Origin of the sequence: Micromonospora sp. RHAY321, from assembly GCF_023896955.1 — a bacterium.
In the GTDB taxonomy this organism is placed as follows: Bacteria; Actinomycetota; Actinomycetes; order Mycobacteriales; family Micromonosporaceae; genus Micromonospora.
Window position 1 is genome coordinate 394458 of record NZ_JAMHIW010000002.1, and the last position, 23525, is coordinate 417982.

Here is a 23525-nt window from a genome sequence, read left to right on the forward strand (position 1 = left end):
GGCTCAGGAGCGCCCGTGCTGTTCCTGGTCAAGTGTCCGTTCGGGCTCGGGTCCTGGCGAGGGTGTGGAGCGTGTCCGTGGTCGCCGGGTCGGCAGGGAAGAAGGCCTCGACGGCCAGCCCGGAGACGGTGACATCCCGAGGTGTGCCGAAGACGGTGGTGGTCGTGAAGAACGACAGCTCCCGGCCGTCGTGGCGGTACCGCAGCGGGATGACGACGCGCGAGACGGCGTCCCTGACCGGCGCCGTAGCGTCGTTGTCGCCCGGATAGCCGCGAAGCTCCTCGTGCAGTTCGTGCAGGGCCGGGTCGTTGGTCGCCGCGGCCTGCTGGCGCAGCCGGTGGAGCAGGTGGGCGCGCCACTCCGGCAGGTTGAGGATTCGCGGGGCCATGCCGTCGGGGTGCAGGCTGAGTCGCAGCACGTTGACCGGTGGGGTCAGGAGGTGGGGTTCGGCGCCAGCGGTGAGCAGAGCGACGGCCGGGTTGGCTTCGACGAGATGCCAGTGCTGGTCGATGAGCACCGCGGGGTACGGGTCGTGGCCATCGAGGATCTGCCGTACGGCGGCACGTACCGGAACCAGTTCCGGATCACTGAGCTCGTGGCTGGGGTAGGCGGGCGCGTACCCGCCGGCGAGCAGCGCCGTGTTGCGCTCGGCCAGCGGCATGTCGAGCTGATCCGCCAACCGCAGGATGAGATCCGGACTCGGGCGGGATCGCCCGGTCTCCACGAAGCTCAGATGCCGGGTCGACACCCCCGCCTCGATCGACAGGTCGAGCTGGCTCAACCCGCGGGTTCGGCGCCAGTCGCGCAGCAACTCGCCGACGGGTCGCCCCTGCCTTGTCATGGTCGTCACGCCCCGACCCTAGGTACCCCATCGGAGCGCGGGCCATTACCTGCGACGTAATCGACAGGCGCCACGGCACCGGAGATCCTTTTTCCAGAGGCGGCGACCCGCCCCCATTTCCGGCGAACGAGGAGAGTTCCATGACTGCGGCATTCCACGAGCTGGCCGAGCGGTACATCGCGATCTGGAATGAGACCGATCCGGCGAGGCGGCGTCAGGACATCGACGACCTGTGGGCACCCGAGGGCCGCTACGTGGACCCGCTGGCCGTCGCCGAGGGCCGGGAGGCCGTCGACGCGACGATCGCCGCGGTGCAGAGTCAGTTCCCCGGCATGACGTTCCGGTTGGCCGGCCCGGTCGACGGCCACCACAACCAGGTCCGCTTCACCTGGGAGCTCGGGCCGGAGAGCGGCGAGGCACCGATCGCTGGTTTCGACGTCGCGGTGGTCGACGGCAACGGGCGCCTGACCCAGGTGCTGGGCTTCCTGGACCGAGTCCCGGCGGAGAGCCGATGACCGCCCACCCGACCCGCGCCGGGTTCGCGGCACTCAGTCGAGGCAGAACTCGTTGCCCTCGACGTCCTGCATCACGAGACACGACTCGTTGACGCCATCGGCGGACAGCAGGCGCACGCGCACCCCGCCGAGCGCGACCAGTCGTGCGCATTCGGCCTCAAGTGCCGCCAGGCGCTCGTCACCCACGAGCCCGGTGCCGACCCGCACGTCAAGATGCACCCGATTCTTGACGACCTTGCCTTCGGGGACGCGCTGGAAGAACAGTCGCGGGCCCACACCGGTGGGATCGACGCAGGCGAACGCCGAGCCCTGCTGTTCAGGCGGCAGCGCGCGGTCGAACTCGTCCCAGGTGGCGAACCCCTCCGGTGGCGGCGGTACGACGTACCCCAACACCTCGCACCAGAAGCGGGCGACGCGCTCGGGTTCCGCGCAGTCGAAGGTGACCTGGACCTGCTTGACCGACGCCATCGGTCCACCATAGGGGCGGGATCCCTCGTCGTCACCACGGGGCCGCCCCTCAGCGGGGTGCGGCGATCGGCGGCGTCGACGGCCCGAAGCTGGTCAGGAACCGGTCCCGGAAGGTGTCCATCGGCCACACCGGGGCCTGCGGACCCGGCCGCAGGCCGTCCTCCCAGCCCCAGCCGGCCGCTCGGGCCAGCACTGCCGGGTCACGGGCGACGATGGTGATCGGCACGTCCCGGCTGGCGCCCTCGCCGGTGACCACGGGGGCGGGCTGGTGGTCGCCGAGGAAGACCAGCACCAGGTCGTCGTCGCCGTAGGTCTGCACGTAGGAGATCAACGTCTCCAGCGAGTACCCGATGGCCTGCCGGTATCCCGCCCGGATCCGGCTGGTGTCACCGTCGGCGTCGCCGCTGTCCTCGCCGGCGGCGGCGCCGTGGTAGATCGAGCCGTCGCCCACCTCGTCCCAGCCGATCATCCGGGGTATCGCCGTCCAGGGCGAGTGGCTGGAGACCAGCGGGATCTCGGCCATCACCGGCTGGTCCGCGCGGGCGCGAACCTGCCGCTGGAAGAACGACATCGTGTACTGGTCGGGCATCGGGGCGTAGCTGAACGACGGCCCCCGATAGCCGAGCGCCTCGGCGTCGTAGTAGCGGTCGTAGGAGAAGAACCCCTTCTCCGGCCACGGTTGGGTGGCCGCCGGCAACACCCCGACGGTCTGCCAACCGGCCCGCTGGAACGCGCCGTTGAGGGTGAGCCGGTCACTGGCCAGGAGGCTGCGGTGCCGCTGCTCGTTGTCCGTCCACAGGCCGGACAGCAGCGTGTCGTGCGCCAACCAGCTGCCACCGCCGAAGGTCGGGGAGGTGAGGAAGCCGCTGCGGGAGCCGTACCCGGCCGCGCGCAGTCGCTGGGTTCCCGAGTCCAGCACCGCGTTGACCTGCGGCGCCAACTCCGGGTCCTCCACCGCGTCCCGCCCGTAGCTCTCCACGAAGGCGAGGATGACGTCCTTTCCGCGTAGCCCGGTCAGCAGTTGGTCGTCCGGGGTGTCGCGGAACGGGTCGGTGGCGATCTGGGCGGTGAAGGCGCCCCGGTCGCGCAGCCGCTCGTCCACCTGCCCGGCGTGCGCGCCGACCAGCGCGGTGATCCCGGCGTCGGCCACCGGCACGCCCGGGACCACCCGGACCCCGATGACGGCGCAGGCCAGCCAGGCGACCGTCAGCGTGGCCACCGCCCGGGTCGCCACCCGCTCGTGACGGGCCAGCAGGGCCGCCAGCCGCCGCAGCGCCAGCGTCAGCACCAGCAGCAGCGCGCCGACCAGCAGCAGGGCGCCCACCGCCGCGCCGACCGCGCCGGCCCGACCGGCCGAGTCCCGGACGAAGCCGAACGCGTCGTCCAGCAGCAGCCAGTCCAGCACCAGGTCGAACGGCCGGTCGAGGGCCGCGCGGAAGCCCAGGTCGGCGAGGTTCACGATGGCCAGCAGGCCGAGCAGCGGCCCCACGACGACCACCACCGCCTGCCGGGGTCGCGTGGGCAGCGCCAGCAGCAGCGCGGCCATGACCAGCCCTTCCAGCGGGATGCGCAGGAAGGCACCGGGCGTCAGCAGACCGAGCCGGTCCGGGCCGACCAGGACGACGAACACCAGCAGCACCGCCAGCACACTGCCCGCCGCGGCCACCGCCCGCCGCGCCGGGCCGCGCTCGGCCGCCGACACCCCGGGAGTACGCGCCGACGCCTCCCCCGCGGCGGAGGGGCGCGAGCGGAACCGGCCGGCCAGCCGGCGTACCCGGGTGGGAAGGGTCATCAGAGCCTCCAGTCGGAGTGGACGGTACCGGCCGAGCGCGCCGCCATCGCCGGAGCGTGCACCGGCAGCAGGGGCGGCACGGTGACGGGGGAGTGCCCGGCCACCGGCAGGAGCACCACCGGGACGGGCGCGACCCGTGGCGCCGGAACGGGCGACGCGGCCGGCGCGGGTGCGGCGACAGCGACCGGTGCCGGCGCGGCGACCGGGCGGGCCGCCGGGCGGCGGCGCCACAGCCAGGCGATGTCCCGTCCGAACGACTCCACCAGCAGCGTCAGCGCCACCACCAGCACCAGCGTCGTCCACGGCTCCGGCAGCACCCGCGCCGCGGCCACCGCCAGCAGCACACCCTGCGCGGCGGCCACCACCTTGCGCCAGTAGCGCGGTGGCAGCGACCCGCTGAGCCAGGGCAGCACCGCGCTCGCCGCGACGAACGCGTACCGCATCGCGCCGATGGCCAGCACCCACACTCCGGCGGCCGGCGCGACGTACACGCTGAGCACCAGGATGAGGAACGCGTCGACCTCCATGTCGAAGCGCGCGCCGAGAGCGCTGACCGTGCCGGTGCGCCGCGCCACCTGACCGTCCACGGCGTCCAGCAGCAGTGCCACCGCGCTCACCGCGACCAGCAGCCCCACCGGCGAGGGCCGGCCGAACGAGTCCACCACCAGTGCGGTGACCGCTCCGACCAGGACGGCCCGGGTCAGCGTCACCCGGTCGGCGGGGCCCAACCGCGACGCGCCGGCCTGGCGCAGGCCCCGGCTCAACCCGATGCAGGTGACCACCGCGTAGCCGGTCCCGACCAGCCAACCCGCGCCGCCCAGCCCCACGGTGGCGGCCAACGCCGCCAGCACGACCAGTTGCGCGCCCAGCCCGATCATCGGACCACTTCGAACTGTGGGCACCGTACCTCCGTGTTTATGATCGACGACCCCGACAGGGAACACGGAAAACGTGGCCGTTCGGTTCGGCCGGAAGCAAAGGTGAGGTGCGCGACGGTGATCCGCGAGGCGTACGCCTGCTGGGTGCGCGAGCCCGGCTCGGCGGAGATCCGGCCGGTGACGCTGCCCGCCCCGGGTCCCGACGAGGTGCTGGTCCGGGCGCGATACTCCGGGGTCAGCCGGGGCACCGAGACGCTGGTCTTCGCCGGCCGGGTGCCCCCCGACCAGTACGCCGCGATGCGCGCGCCGTTCCAGGAGGGCGACTTCCCGGGCCCGGTGAAGTACGGCTACCTGAGCGTCGGCGTGGTCGAGCAGGGTCCACCGGCCCTGCTGGGGCGCACGGTCTTCTGCCTGCACCCCCACCAGAACGCGTACGTCGTGCCGGCCACCGCCGTGGTGCCGGTGCCCGACGGGGTGCCGCCCGCGCGGGCGGTGCTCGCCGGCACCGTGGAGACCGCGGTGAACGCGCTGTGGGACGCCGCGCCGCTGGTCGGTGACCGGGTCAGCGTGGTCGGCGCGGGCATGGTGGGCTGCTGCGTCGCCGCGCTGCTCGCCCGGTTCCCCGGCGTGGACGTCGAGTTGATCGACACCGACGCCCGCCGGGCCGGCGTGGCCGGCGCGCTCGGCGTGGCGTTCGCCCGCCCGGCCGACGCCTCCGGTGACCGGGACCTGGTCGTGCACGCCAGCGCCACCGCCGCCGGGCTGCAGCGCTCGCTGGACCTGCTCGCGCCGGAGGGCACGGTGGTCGAGCTGAGCTGGTACGGCGACCGCCCGGTGCAGGTGTCGCTGGGCGGGGCGTTCCACTCCGGCCGGCTGACCGTACGCAGCAGTCAGGTCGGTATGGTCGCGCCCGCCCGGCGGGGCCGGCGCAGTTACACCGAGCGGCTGGCGCTCGCCCTGGACCTGCTCGACGACCCTGCGTTCGACGCGCTGATCACCGGTGCGTCCCGCTTCGCGGAGCTGCCCGACGTGCTCGCTCGACTCAGCACGGGCGACCTGCCCGCGCTCTGCCACCTCATCACCTACGACGGGGAGTGACCGTGTTCAGCGTGACCGTTCGGGATCACATGATGATCGCCCACAGTTTCCGGGGCGAGGTGTTCGGCCCGGCCCAGCGTCTGCACGGGGCGACCTTCGTGGTGGACGCGACGTTCCGCCGGCCCGACCTGGACGCCGACGGCATCGTGGTCGACATCGGTCTGGCCACCGAGCAGCTGCGCGCCGTGCTCGGCGAGCTGACCTACCGCAACCTGGACGACGAGGCCGCGTTCGCCGGGGTGAACACCACGACCGAGGTGCTGGCCCGTACGGTCGCCGACCGGCTGGCCGAGCGGGTGCACGCCGGCCAGCTCGGCGCCGGGGCGCGCGAGCTGGCCGGCATCACCGTCACCCTGCACGAGTCGCACGTCGCCTGGGCCAGCTACGAGCGGTCGTTGTGATCGGTGCGGGTCGGGCGACGCCGGTCGGCCGGCCGGGAGCGCAGGGCCGCACCGTCCACGTCGTCCTGCCCGGCGACATCGACGACCCGGCGACGCCCAGCGGCGGCAACGTCTACGACCGGCGGATCTGCCGAGGGCTGGGTGAGCAGGGCTGGTCGGTGCGTGAGCATCCGGTGCCCGGCGCCTGGCCGCGCCCCGACCCGGCGGACCGGTCGGCGCTTGCCCGGCTGCTCGCGGCCACGCCGGACGACGCGGTGGTGCTGCTCGACGGCCTGATCGCCTCGACCGTGCCGGACCTGCTCGCCCCGCACGCCCGCCGGTTGCGCCTGGTCGTCCTGGTGCACATGCCGCTGGACGACGACGCCGAGGCCGCCGCGCTGGCGACCGCCCAGGTTGTGGTCACCACCAGCGAGTGGACCCGCCGCCGGTTGCTGGCCCGCCACCCGCTGCCAGCCGACCGGGTCCGGGCGGCACCGCCGGGGGTGACCGCCGCCCCGGCGGTACCCGGCTCCGCCGCCGGCAACCGGCTGCTCTGCGTGGCGGCGGTGACCCGGCACAAGGGGCACGACGTGCTGGTCGACGCGCTGTCCACCCTGGCCGGGCTGCCGTGGACGCTGGTCTGCGCCGGCACACTGGCCCGGGAGCCGGAGTTGGTGCACCGGCTGCGCGAGCGGCTGGCGGGGGCGCAGGTCGCCGACCGGGTCCGGCTGGCCGGCCCGTTGACCGGGGCGGCGCTGGACGCCGAATACGCCGCCGCCGACCTGCTGGTGCTCCCGTCGCGGGGCGAGACGTACGGGATGGTCGTCACCGAGGCGCTGGCCCGGGGCCTGCCGGTGCTCGGCACGGAGGTCGGTGGTCTGCCGGAGGCGCTCGGCCATGCCCCCGGCGGTGACCGGCCCGGGTTACTGGTCCCGCCGGACGACCCGACGGCGCTGGCCGGAGCGCTGGCCCGCTGGCTCGACGACGACACGCTGCGCACTCGCCTGCGGCGCGCCGCCCTCGCCCGGCGGGAGACCCTGACCGACTGGCCGGTGACGACCGCGCTGCTGGCCGCCGCGCTGGAGGAGGTGACGGGATGACCGTCGAGGAGACCCTGCCGTTCGCCGACTGGCTACGGCTGCGCGAAGCCGCCGACGCGGCGGCCCGCGCCGAGGACCTGGTCGACGTACTCCGGCCCCGGTTGACCGGCGACGGCCCGACGCTGATCCACGACCTGGGCAGCGGCACCGGCTCGATGAGCCGCTGGCTGGCGGCCCGCCTGCCCGGCCCGCAGCACTGGGTGCTGCACGACCGGGACGCCGACCTGCTGTCCCGGGCCGCCGACGCCATGGCCGGCGTCACCGCCGCGGACGGAGCGCCGGTCACGGTGAGCACCCGGCACGGTGACCTCACCCGGCTGACCGCCGAGGACCTGGCTGACGGCGCGCTGATCACCGCGTCGGCGCTGCTGGACATGCTGACCGCCGAGGAGGTCGAGAGGGTGGTGGACGCCTGCGCCGCCGCCGGCCGCCCCACCCTGTTCGCGATCTCGGTGACCGGGCAGGTCCGGCTCACCCCGGCGGACCCGCTGGACCCGGTGATCGAGGCCGCGTTCAACGACCACCAGCGCCGTACCGTCGACGGCCGGCGGCTGCTCGGCCCCGACGCCGCCGACGCGACCGCCGCCGCGTTCGCCCGCCGGGGCGTCGCGGTACGCCAGCGGCCCAGCCCGTGGCGGCTCGGCCCCGAGCAGGCCGACCTGGCCGCCGAGTGGTTCCGGGGCTGGCTGGGGGCGGCCTGCGCACAGCGCCCGGAACTGGCCGACCGGGTCGGGCCGTACGCCCGGCGCAGGCTGGCCGACGCGGCCGCCGGCCGGCTCGGTGTGCTGGTCGAGCACCGGGACCTCCTCGCCCACGGATGAACCGCTCGCGCCCCGGATACGTGAACTGGGGCAAGTGGACGATCTTCAGGGAGGACCGGCGCCGATGTTCTGGGCCTGGGCACGAGTGGTCGGCGGGGTGGGGCTGCTCGCCGTCCTGCTGTGGCAGGTGGGCACCGGTCCGTTCCTGGCCGGGGTGCGGCTGATCGACGCGCCGGCGCTGGCCGCGGCCCTGCTCATCGGTGTGCTCACCACGGTCTGCGCGGCCTGGCGGTGGAGCCTGGTCGCCGGTGGCCTGGGTGTACGGCTGCCGCTGGCGACCGCGGTGGCGCACTGCTACCGCGCGGTGTTCCTCAACGCCACCCTGCCCGGCGGTGTGCTCGGTGACGTGCACCGGGCGGTACGCCACGGCCGGGACGCCGGCGACGTGAGCCGGGGCATCCGCGCGGTGGTCTGGGAACGTGCCGCCGGTCAGGTGGTCCTGGTGGCCGTGGCGCTCGTGGTGCTGGCCGCCTTCCCCTCGCCGGTGCGCCCCTATCTGCCGGCCGCCGCCGCGTTGCTGGTCGCCGCCGGGTTGGCGGCCGTGCTGCTGGCCCGGGTCCTGCCCCGGACCGGCCGGTCGCGGTGGGCGCGAGGGCTGCGCACGGCCGTGGCGGACGTCCGGGCCGGGCTGCTGTCCCGCCGGACCTGGTTCGGCGTGCTGCTCGCCTCCACCGTGATGGTCGCCGGTCACCTGGCCACCTTCCTGGTGGCGGCGCGTACCGCCGGCTCGGACGCCCCGCTGTCCCGGCTGCTGCCGTTGACGCTGCTCGCCCTGCTGGCCATGGGCTTGCCGCTGAACATCGCCGGCTTCGGCCCGCGCGAGGGGGTGGCCGCGTGGGTGTTCGGCGCGGCCGGGCTCACCGCCGCCCAGGGAATTGCCACCGCCACCGTCTACGGTGGACTTGTGCTGGTGGCAAGCCTGCCCGGTGCCGCTGTGCTGCTCGCCCGGCGTGCTCGGGTTCCGGCGGGCGGGCGGGAAACCGGCGACGGCTGTTGAGCCGGTTGTGGAAGGACGCGCCGCCGCGCGACGGTGGCGCCGGACAAAGGAGTCCCATGCGCGAAGCACTGCCGGTTGCCACGGTCCGTACGCAGGTCACGGTGCCGTTGGCGTTTCCCGACGGCTACGCCACGACCGCCCGGGTGTTCTCGTTCAAGGGCCTCGTGGACGGCCGGGAACACCTCGCCCTCGGTCTCGGCGACTGGGCCGGCGCGCTGGACCGGCTCGCCGCCGGGGGTGAGCCGCCGCTGGTCCGCCCGCACAGCGAATGCCTGACCGGGGACGTGTTCGGCAGTCAGCGCTGCGACTGCGGGCCGCAGTTGCGCGAGGCCGCGCAGCGGATCGCCGAGGCCGGTGGGTTCCTGCTCTACCTGCGGCAGGAGGGCCGGGGCATCGGCCTGTACGCCAAGCTGGACGCGTACGCCCTGCAGGACGCCGGCCTTGACACCTACCAGGCCAACCTCGCGCTCGGTCGGGGCGAGGACGAGCGGGACTACAGCGTCGCGGCGCAGATGCTGGCCACCCTGGGCGTGCCGCGGATCCGGCTGCTCAGCAACAACCCGGACAAGGCCGAGCAGTTGACGCGGCTGGGCGTCACCGTCGTCGAGCGGGTGTCCACCGGCATCTTCCTGTCTCCGGCCAACGCCGACTACCTCGCGGCGAAGGCGGCCAAGGCGGCGGAGACCGAGTTGGCCGAGGCCAGGGCAGCGGCGGAGGCCGGGGCGGCACGGTCCGAGGTGGCCGACGGTGCCGCTCCCGCGCCGGCGGGCCGTACCCCCGACCGGCCCTTCTCGCGGTGACCTGCCGGCCGGCGCCGACGCGGCCGTACGTGCTGCTGAGCTGCGCCACCTCGATCGACGGCTACATCGACGACGCCTCGGACCAGCGGCTGCTGCTGTCCAACGACGACGACCTGGACCGGGTCGACGCGGTCCGGGCCAGCTGCGACGCGATCCTGGTCGGCGCCGGCACGGTCCGCCGCGACGACCCCCGGCTGCTGGTGCGCTCAGCCCGCCGTCGGGCCGAGCGGGTGGCGTGCGGCCGGCCCTCCACGCCCACCAAGGTCACCCTGACCGCCCGGGGTGACCTCGACCCGACCGCCCGGTTCTTCACCGCCGGCGACCCGCCCCGGCTCGTCTACTGCGCCACCGGCGCGTTGGAGAAGACGCAGGAGCGGCTGGGTCGGGTCTCCACCGTGGTGGACGCGGGTGAGCCGGTCGACCCCGGGTGGGTCCTGGCCGACCTGGCCGGCCGGGGTGTGCGGCGGCTGATGGTGGAGGGTGGCGGGACGGTGCACGCCCAGTTCCTCACCGCCGGCCTCGCCGACGAGCTGCACCTGGTGGTCGCCCCGTTCTTCGTCGGGGACGGCCGCGCGCCCCGGTTCGTCGGCGAGGGCCGGTTCCCCTGGCACCCCGGCCGCCGTGCCCGCCTGGCCGAGACGCGCCAGATCGGCGACGTGGTCCTCCTCCGCTACGCCCTCTCCGACCGCTTCCCGGGAGCCTGACCGCCGTTTCCCCGCACACGACGGGTGGTCAGGCGGCGCCAGGCTGCGCGGAGGGCGTAGGTCAGGGCGCTGGACAGGAAGAAGGCGGCGGTGAGCAGCAGCCAGCGGGACAGGTAGGGGTGCTGGTTCTGGCCGGTGGCGGCGAGGTGGGTGGTCTCGCCCAACCGCAGGATGCCTGGGGCGAAGACCAGGAACAGCAGGGCGCTGGCGAGCGCCGGCGCCCGGAGATGGTTGAGCAGTGCGACCCGGCGGTCCGGCCCGGGGCGGATCACGGCCCGCAGCACCCGGTCGGCGGTCGCGTACGCCGGGAAGAGCACCAGGTCGTGGGCGATGACCGCGCCGAGGAACCAGAGCAGCATGCGGCCGGTCGTCGCCTCGCCGGCCAGCCGCAGCGCCACCCAGCCGGCGAGCACGATGGCGGCCGTCACCACGATGACGTGTCGGGGGCCGGCGCCGTAGCCGGCGCGCAGCCGGGCGGTCAGCTCAGTCATCGCCGCGCACCCGGAAGTCGATCTCGGCGACCCACTTGGTGCAGTGCACCCCGGGCAGGGCCGGGACGATCACCCGGGCCGGGAAGCCGTGGTCGGGGGAGAGGTCGACGCCGTTGACCCGCAGCGCGAGCAGGGAATCCGGGTCGAGGACCTGGTTGGGCGCGAGCACCGCCTCCCGGAACAGCCCGGCCTTCTCCAGTGACGACACCCGCGCGGAGGCCGGGTCGGCGACCCCGGCCAGGGCGGCGAGGTCACGCAGCCGTACGCCGGTCCAGGTCTGCCGGGTCGACCAGCCCTCCACGCAGGCGATCGGCAGCGCGGCGGTGTGCTGCGCCATGGCCAGCAGCCCGGGCCGGTCCAGGGTCACCGTGCGGTCCGCGCCGCGCAGGGTCAGTCGCCAGCCGCTGCCGGTCTCCTCGGGGCGTACGCCGGCGGCGGCGACGGTTCGGTTGACCGGGAAGCCGTTCGGGCCGGGGCCGTTGTCGCGCCCGCGCGGCAGCAACAGCGCGGTGTGACGTAGCGGGCCGTCCAGGGTCTGCCCGACGGTCAGCGCCGCCAGCAGCAGCGTCGCGCCGCCGACCAGGCCGACGGCGCCGCGCCGGCTGACCGTGGCCGGGCCGGGTCGTGCCGCCACCAGGTCGTCCGGGTCGGGCGGCTCGGGGTGGGTCGCGGCGACCGGGGTACGCAGCTCGGCGCCGAACGGGCGGGACCGTAGCGCGGTCACCAGCCGGGGCAGCTTGAGCACCACGTGCGCCACGAACGCCCCGATGAAGACCCACCCGCCGAAGTAGTGGGCGGTGTAGAAGTCGAAACCGAACAGGTACGCGTACTGGATGTTGAGCAGCCCGGTGGCGATCTGGAACAGGATCCCCCCGACCAGCAGCAGCAGGGTGAGCCGTTCCAGCACCTGGGCCAGCGAGCGGGCCGGCGGCCAGTTGAACAGCTTCGGGATCACCGACCAGAGCTTGCCCAGCACCACGGGGATGAGCACGATCCCGAGCGTGACGTGCAGTCCCTGGGTGACCCGGAACAGCCAGGACGGCCGGGTCGGCCAGTCGAACGTGGGCAGCCGCAGCCAGCCCACGTCGTGCGGGAACGCCTGCCCGAAGCGAGGGCCGTAGGCGGCGTAGTCGAGCAGCCCGGTGATGATCACCAGCGGCAGTCCGACCAGCAGCACCGACCCGTAGACGGCGGTGAGCCAGGGGCCGCGCAGCGGGCTGCGCCAGCTCCGGTCGAGGGTGTCCACGCCTGGTGGCCGGTGCCGGTCCAGCGCCCGCCAGAAGCGGCGCGGTGCGCCGTGGTCGTCCGCGTTCGCCGGTGGCGCGCCGGTCGGGTCGGTGCTCGGACCGGGTCTGCTGCGAGACACCGTTGCTCCTTCCTCGCCGCCGGGTGCCGCACCGGCCGTCGGCCGGGCGGGCGGCGTGCCGCCGTCGGTCGGCGGATGCGCTGCGGGCAGGCTAGAACGCGCAGGTCGGGCCCGGACGCGTTTGCCGCATTACCGAACGCTTACCGGCCCACCTGTGCCCGTCGACCTGTTGCGAACTCCTTACGGGTCGCCGGAACCGGCCCGCCGGGCACCCGTCCGCCCTACCGTGACCGGGTATGCGGGTACTGGTCACCGGCGCGGCCGGATTCATCGGGTCGCAGGTCGTCGACCTGCTGGCCGAGCAGGGGCACGAGGTGGTGGCGTTGGACGCGCTGCTGCCGCAGGCGCACGGCGGTGAGCTGCCCGCGTGGTCCCGCACGCACGACGTGGTACGCGGCGACGTCCGCGACGGCCCACTGCTGGACCGGCTGCTGTCCGGGGTGGACGCGGTCTGCCACCAGGCGGCGATGGTCGGGCACGGCCTGGACCCGTCGGACGCCCCCGACTACGTCACGCACAACGACTACGGCACGGCGGTGCTGCTGGCGGCGCTGCACCGGGCAGGGATCGGCCGGTTGGTGCTGGCCAGCTCGATGGTGGTCTACGGCGAGGGGCGCTACACCTGCCCCGGCCACGGCACGGTGCGCCCGGCGCCCCGCCGGGCCGAGGACGTGGCGGCCGGCCGGTACGACCCGACCTGCCCGCACTGCGGCCTCGACCTCGACCCGGCCCTCGTGCCCGAGGACGCCCCACTCGACCCGCGCAGCACGTACGCGGCGAGCAAGCTCGCCCAGGAGCACCTGGCGGCGGCGTGGGCCCGCCAGACGGGCGGCACGGTCTGGGCACTGCGCTACCACAACGTCTACGGTCCGCGGATGCCCCGCGACACCCCGTACGCCGGAGTGGCGTCGATCTTCCGGTCCGCGCTGGCGGCCGGCGAGGCACCACGGGTGTTGGAGGACGGCCGGCAGCGGCGCGACTTCGTGCACGTCACCGACGTCGCGCGGGCCAACCTGCTGGCCCTGACCAGCGCCGCGCCACCGGCCACGCTGGTGCCGGTGAACGTCTGCTCGGGTGAGCCGCACACGGTGGGGGAGTTGGCGGTGACCCTGGCCGAGGCGATGGGCGGACCGGCTCCCCGGGTTGTCGGGGGCGCCCGGGCGGCCGACGTGCGGCACGTGGTGGCGGACCCACGCCGGGCCGTCGACCTGCTCGGCTACACCGCCCGGGTGGGCTTCGCCGAGGGGGTGGCCGGCTTCGCCACCGACCCGCTGCGCGAGCCGGCCGCGATCGCCGGCTGACCGCCCGCTTCGCGGGCGCGCTCAGGACACCGTCCAGACCAGGTGGTTGACGGCCAGCGCGGTGGCCGCCTGCCCGGCCAGCCACCAGCGCCGCGAGCCCGCCGGCAGTCGGGCGGTGGCCACCAGCAGCCACACGACGAACGGCAACCAGATCCGCTCGACCTCGGCCTTGCTCAGCCCGGACAGGTCCGCGCCGAGGACGGCCACCACGGCCGCCAGTGGCAGCAGCACGGTCGGGCCGGCCGCGCGTACCGCCGCTGCCGCCGGCGTGGCCAACCGGCCGACGGCCCGCCACCCGGTCGCTGCCGCTTCCGGACCGAAGCGTGGGCCACCCGGTGCCGGACCGGTCGGCGGCACGGCGGAGCGCGCCGGTAGCGCCTCGCGCAGCGCCGGCCACCACTCCCGTCGCACGGCCAGCAGCACCCACCGCAGTGCCGGCCCGAGCACCGGCCCGGCGCTGAGCAGCAGGGCGGCCACGTTGGCCCACACCCAGTAGCCGTAGGGACGGTCCGCCGCCCAGCCCTGGTAGTACCGCTCGACCACCAGCCGGTACCCGTCCCACCACTGGAAACCCGCCGCCAGGAACACGGCCGTCACGGCGACCACCCCCGCGCAGGCGGCGAGCAGCGCACCCCACCGGTGGGTACGGCGCAGCGCCAGCACGGCCAGCGCGAGCACCCCGACGAGCAGAAACCCGTACGACAGGTGCAGCGCGAAGCCGAGCAGCGCGCCGCCGGCCGCGGCGGCGACCCGGCCACGCACCGCCAGCAGGGCCAGGCCGGCCGCGACCACGGCGGCGAAGATGCCGTCGGCGGAGGCGCCCACCCAGACCGCGCCCGGAAGCAGCACGAGGAACGGGAGCACCGCGCGGGCCGCGTCGGCCGCGCCGAGCGCCCGCAGTGTCACCGGCACCGACACCGCCACCGTGGCCCCGACGAGCACGCAGGCCAGCGCGGCGGCGGTGCCCCCACCCAGGCCGACCCGGTCCAGCCAGACGAAGATCAGCAGTGCGCCGGGGGGATGCCCGGCGGTGTGGGTGGACCAGGCGTCCGGCTGGAAGTCCAGGATCCGGCCGGTGAACCCGGCCAGCATCGCCGGAATGTCGGTGACCCCGGGCACCTCGTGCAGGTACTCGGCCTGTGGGGTGAGCCGCCGCGCCAGCCCCGCCGGCCAGCCGTCCACCAGGGCCAGCGACAGCGTCCAGGCCACCGCCGCCAACCACGCGGCGATCAGCAGGACGCCCCACCGGGCGGTGCGCGCCCACCGCACGCCCCAGCCCACGACCGCGACCGCCACCAGCAGCGCGGCCGGGCTGCCCCAGCCCACGTGCGGCCGCCAGGTCGCGTACAGCGGGGCGGCGTCGGCGTACAACCCGGCACCGCGCGCGTTCAGCAGCGCACCCACCAGCACGGCCACGGCGAGCAGCGCCGCCTCCACGCCCAGCACCAGAAGATCGCCCCGCCAGCGGCGGGTCCGGGTCCGCCCGGGGGCGGTGGCGGGAGCGGTGGTCGAGGTCATGACCACCGGACGGTACGGCGACAGCGCGCCTCCCCGGGGCGGAACTGCCAGCCCGTCACCGGACGGTAAGAAATGCGCTGGTGGTAAGGGTTCGGTAAGCACATTCCGGCCTTCGCCGGGTGGGTGCCGCCCTAACGTCGGCCGTATGCCGACTCAGATCGACGTGGTGCTGCCCTGCCTGGACGAGGCGGCCGCCCTGCCCGGCGTCCTCACCGCCCTGCCGGCCGGCTACCGGGCCATCGTGGTGGACAACGGCTCCCGGGACGGCTCGCCCGAGGTGGCCGCCCGGCACGGCGCCCGGGTGGTCCACGAGCCCCGGCGCGGGTACGGCGCGGCGGTGCACGCCGGCCTGGAGGCCGCAGACGGCGAGCTGGTCTGCGTCCTCGACGCCGACGGCTCCTTCGACCCGGCCGAGCTGCCGGGCCTGGTCGCCCCGGTGGCCGCTGGCACGGCGGATCTCAGCGTGGGCCGGCGCCGGCCGGTCGGTGCCGGGGTGTGGCCGTGGCACGCGCGGGCCGGCACGGCCCTGGTCGCCGCGCTGCTGCGCCGCCGGGGCGTACCGCTGCGGGACCTCAGCCCGATCCGGGTGGCCCGCCGCGACGCGCTGCTCGCCCTCGGCGTCGCCGACCGGGCGTTCGGCTACCCCCTCGAACTGCTGATCCGGGCGGCGGCCGCCGGCTGGCGCTTCCACGAGCTGGACGTGACGTACGCGCCCCGCACGGCCGGCACCCGATCCAAGGTGTCCGGCTCCGTCCGAGGCACCCTGCGCGCCACGCGCGACTTCGCCGGCGTGCTGCGCACCGTGGGCGGCCCCCGGTGACGGTCCTGCTGGTGGTCGCCAAGGCGCCGGTGCCCGGGGCGGTGAAGACCAGGCTCTGCCCGCCGGCCACCCCAGCGCAGGCGGCCCGGATCGCCGCCGCCGCGCTGCGCGACACCCTCGACGCCGTGCGCGGCACCCCGGGGGTGACCCCGGTGCTGGCCTGCGCGGGCCGCCTGACCGAGGCCCAGGACGCGGCCGAGCTGACCGCCGCCCTGGCCGGCTGGGTGGTGCTGGACCAACGCGGCACCGGGCTCGGCGACCGGCTCGCCAACGCGTACGCCGACGTGGCGGCGGCGTACCGGGGGCGGCCGGTGCTCCAGATCGGCATGGACACCCCGCAACTGACGCCGGCCCGGCTGACCGCCGCGGTACGCCGGCTGCACGCCGCGGACGCGGTGCTCGGCCGGGCGCGCGACGGCGGTTGGTGGTCGCTGGGCCTGCGCGATCCCCGGCACGCGGGCGTGCTGCGCGACGTACCGATGTCGACGCCCGACACCGGCCGCGACACCTGGGCGGCGCTGACCGGGCGCGGGCTGCGTACCGTGGCGCTGCCGGTCCTGCGTGACGTGGACGAGTGGGCTGACGCCCTGGCGGTGGCGCCCGAGGTGCCGCGGGGCCGGTTCGCCCGGCAGGTCGCGGCGGTCCGGCTCGCCCTCGTGCCGGGGGACCGGAAATGAGTCGGGTCGACTCGGCGCGGGGTGCGCCGCTGGCTGTTCCGGTCGGGGCGCCGGTCCGGGCCGGCGACGGGTCGGCGCAGGGCGACGGGTTCGCCGCCGCGCTGGACCGGGCGGCCGGCGGGCGGTGGTTGGTGCACGGCGACGGTGTCCGTCGCCGGCTGCCGGTGGATCGCTGGCACGGCCGGGCCGAGCCGGCGGTGGCCGGGGTGGTCGCCCGCTGCGGCGGACCGACCCTCGACCTCGGCTGCGGGCCGGGTCGGCTCACCGTGGCGCTGACCCGGTCCGGTCTGACGGCGGTGGGGGTGGACGTCTCCGCGGCGGCGGTGCGGCTGACCCGTGCCCGTGGTGCGGTCGCCCTGCACCGCGATCTGTTCGGCCCGCTGCCCGGCGAGGGCCGCTGGTCGCACGCGGTGCTCATCGACGGCAACATCGGCATCGGCGGCGAACCGGTCGCGCTGCTGCGCCGGTGCCGGACGCTGCTCGCCTGCGGCGGCACGGTGCTGGTGGAGCTGGAGCCGCCCGGTCCCGGGCTGTGGCAGGGCCAGGCCCGGGTGGCCGCGGCGCACCGGGCCGGCGGGCTGTTCCTCGGTCCGGCGTTCCGGTGGGCCCGACTCGACGTGCACGCCGTCCATCCGGTCGCCGCCGCTGCCGGCCTGGTCGTACGGGACCTGTTCCGCCGGGGTCGGCGCTGGTTCGGTGAGCTGACCGCCGTCCACCCGCTCGTCTCCGACCGCCCCTGACCGCCCCTGGAAGGGTCGACGCAGGTCAGGCCGCCGGGAGGCGGACCACGAAGCGGCAGCCGCCGACGATGTTCTGCACGTCCACCCGGCCGCCGTGCGCCTCGACCAGCCCTCGGACGATCGCCAGCCCCAACCCGCCGGAGCCCTCGCCGCCCGTGTGGGGCGTGCGGGCCGGTTCGCCCCGGAACGCCACATCGAACAGTCGGGGCAGGTCGTCCTCGGGGATGCCGCCGCAGGTGTCGGCGACCGCCAACCACGCGGCGTCGCTTTCGCACCCGGCGTCGACCCGGACGGTGCCGTCGCTCGGGGTGTAGTGCACCGCGTTGAGCAGCAGGTTGCCCACCACCCGGGCCAGCTCGGGCTCGCTGGCCAGCACGGTCGGCCAGCCCGACTCGGCGGCCACCAGGCGGATCCGGCGGGCCTCGGCCAGCGGTGCGGTGCCGGCCAACGCGTCGGAGACCACCTCGCCGAGCGGCACCGCCGACAGCGAGAGCCGCAGCGCCCCGGCGTTGATCCGGGACAGCTCGAACAGGTCGTCCACGAGGCGGGTCATGCGGTCGGTCTGCGCGCGGATCCGCCGGTGGTACTCGGCCACCGTCGCCGGGTCGTCGACCACCCGGTCCTCCAGCGCCTCGGCCATCGCCCGCAGCCCGGCCAGCGGCGTACGCAGGTCGTGCGACACCCAGGCGACCAGGTCCCGGCGCCCCTTCTCGACGCGCCGTTCCCGCTCCCGGGCCTGGTCCGCCCACACCGCGGCCACGGCCAACCGACGCCCGAAGTACCAGCCGACGCCGAGGCTTACCACCGCCGCCGCGGCCACCGTGAGCAGCACGACCTGGAGGTCGTGCGGGGACAGGAACATCGCCTGGGCGACCACCACCACCCCGGCCACCACGGCGGCCACGGTGACGGTGAGCAGGACGCAGACGTGCACCGTGATCGACCGGTCGCGCAGCAGCCGCAGGGTCAGCGCACCGACCAGGCCGACGCCCAGCGCCGCCGCGAGCGCCGCGCCGAAGATCAGCGCCAGGTCACGCATCGGCCGGCTCGTACCGGTAACCGACGCCCCAGACGGTGACGATCCGCCGGGGCTCGGCCGGGTCGTCCTCGATCTTCTCCCGCAGGCGCCGCACGTGGACGGTCACTGTCGACTGGTCGCCGAAGTTCCAGCCCCACACCCGGTCGAGGAGTTCGGCGCGCCGGAACGCCCGACTCGGGTGCCGCATCAGGTGCGCCAGCAGGTCGAACTCGCGCAGCGTCAGCGCAAGCTCGCGTCCGTGCAGGCGGGCGGTCCGGGGTCCGGTCGCCACCTCCAACCCGGCGTCGACCAGCACCTCGGCCGCCGGCCCGGCCGGCTCCCCGGCCCGGCGCAGCACCGAACCGACGCGCAGCACCAACTCGCGCGGCGAGAACGGCTTGCCCAGGTAGTCGTCCGCGCCCAGTTGCAGGCCGAGCACCCGATCCGCCTCGTCGCCGCGCGCGGTCAACATGATGATCGGTACGCCGTCCGGCCGTTCCCGCAGCCGCCGGCACACCTGCAACCCGTCCAGCCCGGGCAGCATCAGGTCCAGCACCACCAGGTGCGGCGAGCGCTCCTGCACGGCGTCCAACGCGGCCAGCCCGTCCCCGACGTGGCTCACGTCGTAGCCGGCGTGCTCCAGGTAGCGGCAGACCACGTCGCTGACGGTCCGGTCGTCGTCGACCACGAGCACCCGCTGCGCCACCGGCCACCTCCCCGGGTCAGCCTAGCCAGCACCGCTGCCGGTCAGCGATCCGGAAGATCTTGCGGTCCTCTTACGTCCTGCGGTGACAGACAGACCGGAGCTTGCCGCCGCCGTCGATGACGGTCAGAGCAACGGAGCACGATGCCGAATGCTCAATGGCCGGACGGCCACCCTTCATGGACATGACCATCGATTGACATGATCGTCAGAGACGGTTGCCGTCCACCCCCTGACGAAAGGCGGCTGCTCATGCCGACCACGCCCTCCGCCACTCCCACTCCACGCGCCAGAAGGCGCGCCGCAGCGATCGCCCTGGCAGCCCTCGCCGGGGCTTGCCTGACCGTCGCGAACGTGCAGTCGGCTTCGGCCGCGCCCTCCGGCATTCCGTCCAAGGCGACGGCGCAGTCGCAGCTCAACGCGCTGACGGTGGCGGCGCAGGGGTCGACGGCCGGTTACTCGCGGGACCTGTTCCCGCACTGGATCACCGTCAGCGGTAGTTGCAACACCCGCGAGCAGGTCCTCAAGCGCGACGGAACCTCCGTCGTGGTCGACAGCTCCTGCGCGGCCACTTCGGGCCGCTGGTACAGCCCGTACGACGGCGCGACCTGGTCGGCGGCCTCCGACGTCGACATCGACCACGTCGTGCCCCTCGCAGAGGCGTGGCGCTCCGGAGCCAATTCCTGGACCACCAGCCGTCGGCAGAGCTTCGCCAACGACCTCACCCGCCCCCAACTGATCGCGGTGACGGACAACGTCAACCAGGCCAAGGGGGACCAGGACCCCTCAACGTGGCAGCCGTCGCTGTCGTCCTACCGCTGCACCTACAGCAAGATGTGGATCACTGTGAAGTACAACTGGGGCCTCACTCTCCAGTCCTCCGAGAAGTCCGCGCTGCAGAGCATGCTCAGCACCTGCGCCTCCTGACCAACACGTGCCACCCGGCCGGCGCTCGTTGGCTCCTCACCGTGCTCCAGGCAGGTAAGCCCGTGCCACGCGCGTCTCTTATCACGCGGGGCGCCGGTCGGTAGCGTGGGACGTGACGGCGGCCGTCGGGCCGGTGTCGCATCCCGCGCTACGAGGAGGTACGGGATGGACTCCATGCCGGAGTTGAGCTTCGGGCATGGCCACCTGAGGAACGAGCGTCCGAAGGCCAGGATCCAGCGTTTCGCCTGACGCCAGCATCGACGTGCAGGCCGTAGCGGACCGGTTGAGTCACACTGGAGGCCGTGCGAAGGTCTCTCGGTGATGGCTGGTCGATCGAGCTGATCGGTCCTTGGACGCGAGAGCGGGCCACACACGGTGCCGCAACCTGGCGGGCGCCGGGTCGACTGGTGCACGTCGCCCCCGGAGCGGAGTGGCGCTGTGCCAACGGGGTCGACATCATCGCCTCACTCGACGCGGAGCTGCCACCGGACCCGGCAGGAAAGCTGGCCGAGAGCGGCCGCGACGGGGTTGGGCACCGGGCGGCCTGGCTCTACCACCGCAGCGGCGATGCCGCTTTCGCCCTCTACGGCTACACCTTCCGCGACGACGCGTACGTCGAGACGTTCTTCACCAGCCCGGACGCTGCCGACCCCGGCTGGGCGTTCGACGCCTGGCGTTCGGTGGCGCACTCCACCGACTAGTGGGCTCGATGTCGCCGACTGACCGAGTGATCAGCGCCCGGGCACCGGCTGCGTACGATGCGGGGCTGAGTTTCCCTCGTCGCGGCGGAGGTATCGGGCAGATGGCAGGCCAGCACGAGGGTTTTGCTCTCGGCGTCGACCTCGGTACGTCCAACACCGTCGCGGTGCTGCGCTGGCCTGATGGGCGGACCCGTCCGCTGCTCATGGATGGTCAACCGGTCAGTCCGTCCGGTGTGTACGCCGACCCGGACGGCACGCTGCACGCCGGATGGGACGCCCGACGGCTGGCGCAGGCCGACCCGGCCCGGTTCGAGGCGAACCCGAAACGACGGGTGGACGACCCGGCGGTGCTGCTCGGCGACCGCCCGTACCCGCCGGCGGAGCTGCTCGCCGCGGTGCTGGCGGCGGTCGGGCGGGCCGCGGTGAGCAGCGTCGGCTTCCTTCCTCCGGCCGTGCTCACCTGCCCGGCTGCCTGGGACGCGACCCGGCGGCAGGTGCTCGGCGACGCGCTGATGCGGGCGGGCTGGCCGCAGGCCGCCGAGCACACCCTCGCCGGGCCGACGCCGCCGGGCACCCGACTGCTGCGCGAGCCGGTGGCCGCCGCCCGCTACTACACGCAGGTGCTGCACCGGCCGGTGCCGGTCGGCGGCGCGATCGCGGTGTTCGACTTCGGTGGCGGGACCCTGGACGTCGCCGTGCTGCGCAACGAGGGCGCCGACCCGTGGGGTGACTCCGGCTTCAGCGTGGTCGCCGACGGCGGCCTGCCCGACCTCGGTGGCCTGGATCTCGACGCCGCGCTGGTCCAGCGGGTCGGTGAGCTGGTCGGCGACCGGCACGCCGCGCTGTGGGCCCGGCTGCTGCACCCGGCGGACGCGGCGCAGCGCCGCGACCAGATCCGGCTGTGGGACGAGGTCCGGGGCGCGAAGGAGACCCTCTCCCGGTCCACCGTGGCGCCGGTCGCGGTGCCCGGGGTGGGCGAGGCCGTGCGGCTGACCCGGGCGGACGTGGAGCGGGTGGCCACGCCGCTGCTGCGCCGCGCGGTGGATCGGGCCCGGGAGGTGATCGCCGCAGCCGGGCTGAGCCCCGACCAGTTGTCCGGGCTGTTCCTGGTCGGCGGCTCGTCGCGGATCCCGCTGGTGGCCCGCATGCTGCACGCCGAGCTGGGGGTGGCGCCGACGGTGCTGGACCAGCCCGAGTTGCCGGTGGCCGAGGGCGCGCTGACCGACCTGCCGCTGCGCAGACCGCTGGCGGTGCCGGCGTACGCGGGACCGCCCGTCGCCCCGCCCGCACCGGCCGGAGTACCCGCACCGGCTCCGCCGGGCCCGTCCACGCCGCCGGTGCCGGTCTCACCGGCCGGAACGCCGTTCGCGCCGACGCCGCCCGCCCCCGAGACCGCGCCGACCGTGCCGGCCAAGTCGGGTCCCGCCGCGCCGACCGTGCCGGGGTCGGCGGGCGTACCCCCGACCCTGCCCGGCGGGTCCACGTCGCCGGCCAGCGGGCCGCGCTGGCGGCGGGCCCGCTGGGTGGTGCTCGGCGCGGTGCTCGCCCTGGCCGGGGTGGTGACCGCGGCGACGCTCTACTACACCCGGGACCGCTACCCGGACCTGGAGTTCCGGTCGCTGCTTGAGCTGTCCCGCCCCACTGCCGGCGCCGAGCGGCCCGCGGGCATGTGGACGGCGGTGCTCGGCGACCGGGCCTATCTCGGGTACCCGCTGCCGGACGACCGCCTGGAGGTGGTGGGCGTCGACGCCGCCACGGGTGACCAGCTGTGGCGCAAGCAGACCGCCGTCACCGCCGAGGACTGGGCCGGGTTGGTCGCCGTCCCGGGGGCGGTCGCGGTCCTCGCCGACGCCCCGGGCGACAGCACCCCCCGGGAACTCGCCGTGCTGGACGGCCGCTCGGGCACCCAACGCTGGCACCGGGCGATCCGTGGTGACGACGACGTCTACTTCGCCGACGACGCGGCGGTGGTGGTGGACCGGGACGCCGGCCAGCTCGTCGGGCTGCGGCTGAGCGACGGCAGGGCCAAGTGGACCCGGCCCAACCCCCGTGACCAGTACGGCGGTGGCCGTACCGTCGTCCTACCGGTGGGCAGTGATGAGGCGTCCGGTGGTCCCGCGTTCCTCGACGGCACGCCCCGCAACCCCTGGACGGGCGAGGACCGGCGGCTGGTGCAGGTCGGTGCGGACCGGTCGGTGCGGCTGCTCGACATGTCGTCCGGCGCCGTGCTGCGCGAGTGGGGGAGTGTCGCCGACCTCGACGACCTGCTGGTGGCGCACGAGGACCGGCTGTACGTGGCCGCCAACGACGGCGGGTACCAGCTCCTGGCGTACGACCTGGGTTCCGACGCGGAGCCGGTGGTGCTCTACCGGGCCGGGGACGACCAGCGTCGGCCGAAGGAGCTGGTGGCCTGCGGCAAGCGGCGGGCCTGCCTGCTGGAGGTGCCGGACAGCGACGCCGCCCGCACCGAGGTCGTGGCGGCGACCGAGGGTGAGCGCCCGAGCCGCTGGCCGGCGCCGGGCGTGACCCGCCTCGTTCCGCTCGGTGAACAACTGCTCGGCCAGCGGGAGTACCCGGAGCCGACGGTCAGCCTCTTCGACGCCTCTGGCAAGACGGTGCTGCGCGACCGTCGCGGGGTGGCGGCCCGGTTGGACGAGGGCAACGTGCTGGTCTTCGCCAAGGCGCCCAGCACGGTGGCGGACAATCGGGTCCTGGCCGGCGTGTGGGCCGAGTCGGGTGAGGTCGACGAGCTGGGTGAACTCCAGGACGTCCGCAGCGCGTCCTGCTCGTGGAACACCCGGGTGATCGCCTGCGGGGCGGAGAAGGACTTCGTGGTGTATCGCTTCGCCAACGACTGACCCCCCGCCGG

Annotated in this window: 23 protein-coding genes and 1 pseudogene; 15 read left to right on the top strand and 9 right to left on the bottom strand. The window is 74.9% G+C overall.

Annotated elements, in window-relative coordinates:
* Nucleotides 1-28 precede the first annotated feature (28 nt).
* Nucleotides 29-841: a helix-turn-helix domain-containing protein gene (locus tag M8C17_RS06170; RefSeq protein ID WP_252415742.1), complete on the bottom strand. Its 813-nt coding sequence runs from the start codon at nt 839-841 to the stop codon at nt 29-31.
* Nucleotides 842-981: 140 nt separating this feature from the next.
* Between M8C17_RS06170 and M8C17_RS06175 the strand changes: the two genes are divergently transcribed.
* Nucleotides 982-1356 (top strand): nuclear transport factor 2 family protein, encoded by a 375-nt coding sequence (locus tag M8C17_RS06175; RefSeq protein WP_252415416.1) that lies wholly within the window; start codon nt 982-984, stop codon nt 1354-1356.
* Nucleotides 1357-1389: 33 nt separating this feature from the next.
* Here the strand turns inward: M8C17_RS06175 and M8C17_RS06180 are convergent, their stop codons facing one another.
* The 3 genes and pseudogenes from M8C17_RS06180 to M8C17_RS06190 all read right to left on the bottom strand — a co-directional run bounded on the left by M8C17_RS06180 (nt 1390) and on the right by M8C17_RS06190 (nt 4518).
* Nucleotides 1390-1824, bottom strand: coding sequence for a VOC family protein (locus tag M8C17_RS06180; protein WP_252415417.1), 435 nt, complete (start codon nt 1822-1824; stop codon nt 1390-1392).
* A 49-nt stretch (nt 1825-1873) separates the two neighbouring features.
* Nucleotides 1874-3502 (bottom strand): annotated as a pseudogene (locus M8C17_RS06185) (sulfatase-like hydrolase/transferase); the annotation flags it as partial.
* A 113-nt stretch (nt 3503-3615) separates the two neighbouring features.
* Complete coding sequence (locus M8C17_RS06190; RefSeq protein ID WP_252415419.1) at nt 3616-4518, bottom strand: CDP-alcohol phosphatidyltransferase family protein; 903 nt, start codon at nt 4516-4518, stop codon at nt 3616-3618.
* 93 nt (nt 4519-4611) lie between these two features.
* On the opposite strand from M8C17_RS06190, the gene M8C17_RS06195 reads away from it, so the two are divergent.
* The 7 genes from M8C17_RS06195 (at nt 4612) to M8C17_RS06225 (ending at nt 10394) form a co-directional block, all read left to right on the top strand.
* Nucleotides 4612-5592: a zinc-binding alcohol dehydrogenase gene (locus M8C17_RS06195; RefSeq protein WP_252415420.1), complete on the top strand. Its 981-nt coding sequence runs from the start codon at nt 4612-4614 to the stop codon at nt 5590-5592.
* 2 nt (nt 5593-5594) lie between these two features.
* Nucleotides 5595-5993: a 6-carboxytetrahydropterin synthase gene (locus M8C17_RS06200; protein WP_252415421.1), complete on the top strand. Its 399-nt coding sequence runs from the start codon at nt 5595-5597 to the stop codon at nt 5991-5993.
* Nucleotides 5993-7072 (top strand): glycosyltransferase family 4 protein, encoded by a 1080-nt coding sequence (locus M8C17_RS06205; protein ID WP_252415743.1) that lies wholly within the window; start codon nt 5993-5995, stop codon nt 7070-7072. Before M8C17_RS06200 ends, M8C17_RS06205 begins: the two co-directional genes overlap by 1 nt.
* Nucleotides 7069-7893, top strand: coding sequence for a class I SAM-dependent methyltransferase (locus tag M8C17_RS06210; protein WP_252415422.1), 825 nt, complete (start codon nt 7069-7071; stop codon nt 7891-7893). The genes M8C17_RS06205 and M8C17_RS06210 overlap by 4 nt, the downstream gene beginning before the upstream one ends.
* A gap of 64 nt (nt 7894-7957) precedes the next feature.
* Nucleotides 7958-8890, top strand: a complete 933-nt coding sequence (locus tag M8C17_RS06215; RefSeq protein WP_252415423.1) for a lysylphosphatidylglycerol synthase transmembrane domain-containing protein — start codon at nt 7958-7960, stop codon at nt 8888-8890.
* A gap of 56 nt (nt 8891-8946) precedes the next feature.
* Nucleotides 8947-9690: a GTP cyclohydrolase II gene (gene ribA, locus M8C17_RS06220; protein ID WP_252415424.1), complete on the top strand. Its 744-nt coding sequence runs from the start codon at nt 8947-8949 to the stop codon at nt 9688-9690.
* Complete coding sequence (locus tag M8C17_RS06225) at nt 9687-10394, top strand: dihydrofolate reductase family protein (RefSeq protein WP_252415425.1); 708 nt, start codon at nt 9687-9689, stop codon at nt 10392-10394. Before ribA ends, M8C17_RS06225 begins: the two co-directional genes overlap by 4 nt.
* Here M8C17_RS06225 and M8C17_RS06230 read toward each other — a convergent pair.
* Together M8C17_RS06230 and M8C17_RS06235 are read right to left on the bottom strand one after the other, a co-directional pair.
* Complete coding sequence (locus M8C17_RS06230) at nt 10361-10885, bottom strand: hypothetical protein (protein WP_252415426.1); 525 nt, start codon at nt 10883-10885, stop codon at nt 10361-10363. The two genes, M8C17_RS06225 and M8C17_RS06230, sit on opposite strands and share 34 nt — an antisense overlap.
* A complete protein-coding gene (locus M8C17_RS06235) occupies nt 10878-12251 on the bottom strand; it encodes a molybdopterin-dependent oxidoreductase (RefSeq protein WP_252415427.1) in 1374 nt (457 codons plus the stop codon). The genes M8C17_RS06230 and M8C17_RS06235 overlap by 8 nt, the downstream gene beginning before the upstream one ends.
* 236 nt (nt 12252-12487) lie before the next feature.
* Between M8C17_RS06235 and M8C17_RS06240 the strand changes: the two genes are divergently transcribed.
* On the top strand, nt 12488-13552 hold the full coding sequence (locus tag M8C17_RS06240) for an NAD-dependent epimerase/dehydratase family protein (RefSeq protein ID WP_252415428.1): 1065 nt from the start codon (nt 12488-12490) through the stop codon (nt 13550-13552).
* Nucleotides 13553-13573: 21 nt separating this feature from the next.
* Here the strand turns inward: M8C17_RS06240 and M8C17_RS06245 are convergent, their stop codons facing one another.
* Complete coding sequence (locus M8C17_RS06245; protein ID WP_252415429.1) at nt 13574-15070, bottom strand: hypothetical protein; 1497 nt, start codon at nt 15068-15070, stop codon at nt 13574-13576.
* Nucleotides 15071-15215: 145 nt separating this feature from the next.
* Between M8C17_RS06245 and M8C17_RS06250 the strand changes: the two genes are divergently transcribed.
* The 3 genes from M8C17_RS06250 to M8C17_RS06260 are packed head-to-tail and all read left to right on the top strand — an operon-like array spanning nt 15216 to nt 17307.
* Entirely contained in the window at nt 15216-15890 is a 675-nt protein-coding gene (locus tag M8C17_RS06250) for a glycosyltransferase family 2 protein (protein ID WP_252415430.1), read from the top strand.
* On the top strand, nt 15887-16567 hold the full coding sequence (locus M8C17_RS06255; protein WP_252415431.1) for a DUF2064 domain-containing protein: 681 nt from the start codon (nt 15887-15889) through the stop codon (nt 16565-16567). The genes M8C17_RS06250 and M8C17_RS06255 overlap by 4 nt, the downstream gene beginning before the upstream one ends.
* Nucleotides 16568-16596: 29 nt before the next feature.
* Complete coding sequence (locus M8C17_RS06260) at nt 16597-17307, top strand: methyltransferase domain-containing protein (RefSeq protein WP_374557588.1); 711 nt, start codon at nt 16597-16599, stop codon at nt 17305-17307.
* Nucleotides 17308-17332: 25 nt separating this feature from the next.
* Here the strand turns inward: M8C17_RS06260 and M8C17_RS06265 are convergent, their stop codons facing one another.
* Together M8C17_RS06265 and M8C17_RS06270 are read right to left on the bottom strand one after the other, a co-directional pair.
* Nucleotides 17333-18346 carry a sensor histidine kinase KdpD gene (locus M8C17_RS06265; protein ID WP_252415433.1) on the bottom strand — a complete coding sequence of 338 codons (1014 nt, stop codon included), beginning with the start codon at nt 18344-18346 and terminating at the stop codon, nt 17333-17335.
* On the bottom strand, nt 18339-19031 hold the full coding sequence (locus tag M8C17_RS06270) for a response regulator transcription factor (RefSeq protein WP_252415434.1): 693 nt from the start codon (nt 19029-19031) through the stop codon (nt 18339-18341). The genes M8C17_RS06265 and M8C17_RS06270 overlap by 8 nt, the downstream gene beginning before the upstream one ends.
* Nucleotides 19032-19280: 249 nt before the next feature.
* Between M8C17_RS06270 and M8C17_RS06275 the strand changes: the two genes are divergently transcribed.
* From M8C17_RS06275 to M8C17_RS06285, 3 genes are all read left to right on the top strand, one after another.
* Entirely contained in the window at nt 19281-19955 is a 675-nt protein-coding gene (locus tag M8C17_RS06275) for an HNH endonuclease family protein (RefSeq protein WP_252415435.1), read from the top strand.
* Between the two features lie 302 nt (nt 19956-20257).
* Nucleotides 20258-20656, top strand: coding sequence for a hypothetical protein (locus M8C17_RS06280; RefSeq protein ID WP_252415436.1), 399 nt, complete (start codon nt 20258-20260; stop codon nt 20654-20656).
* Between the two features lie 101 nt (nt 20657-20757).
* Complete coding sequence (locus M8C17_RS06285; RefSeq protein WP_252415437.1) at nt 20758-23514, top strand: Hsp70 family protein; 2757 nt, start codon at nt 20758-20760, stop codon at nt 23512-23514.
* Nucleotides 23515-23525 lie beyond the last annotated feature (11 nt).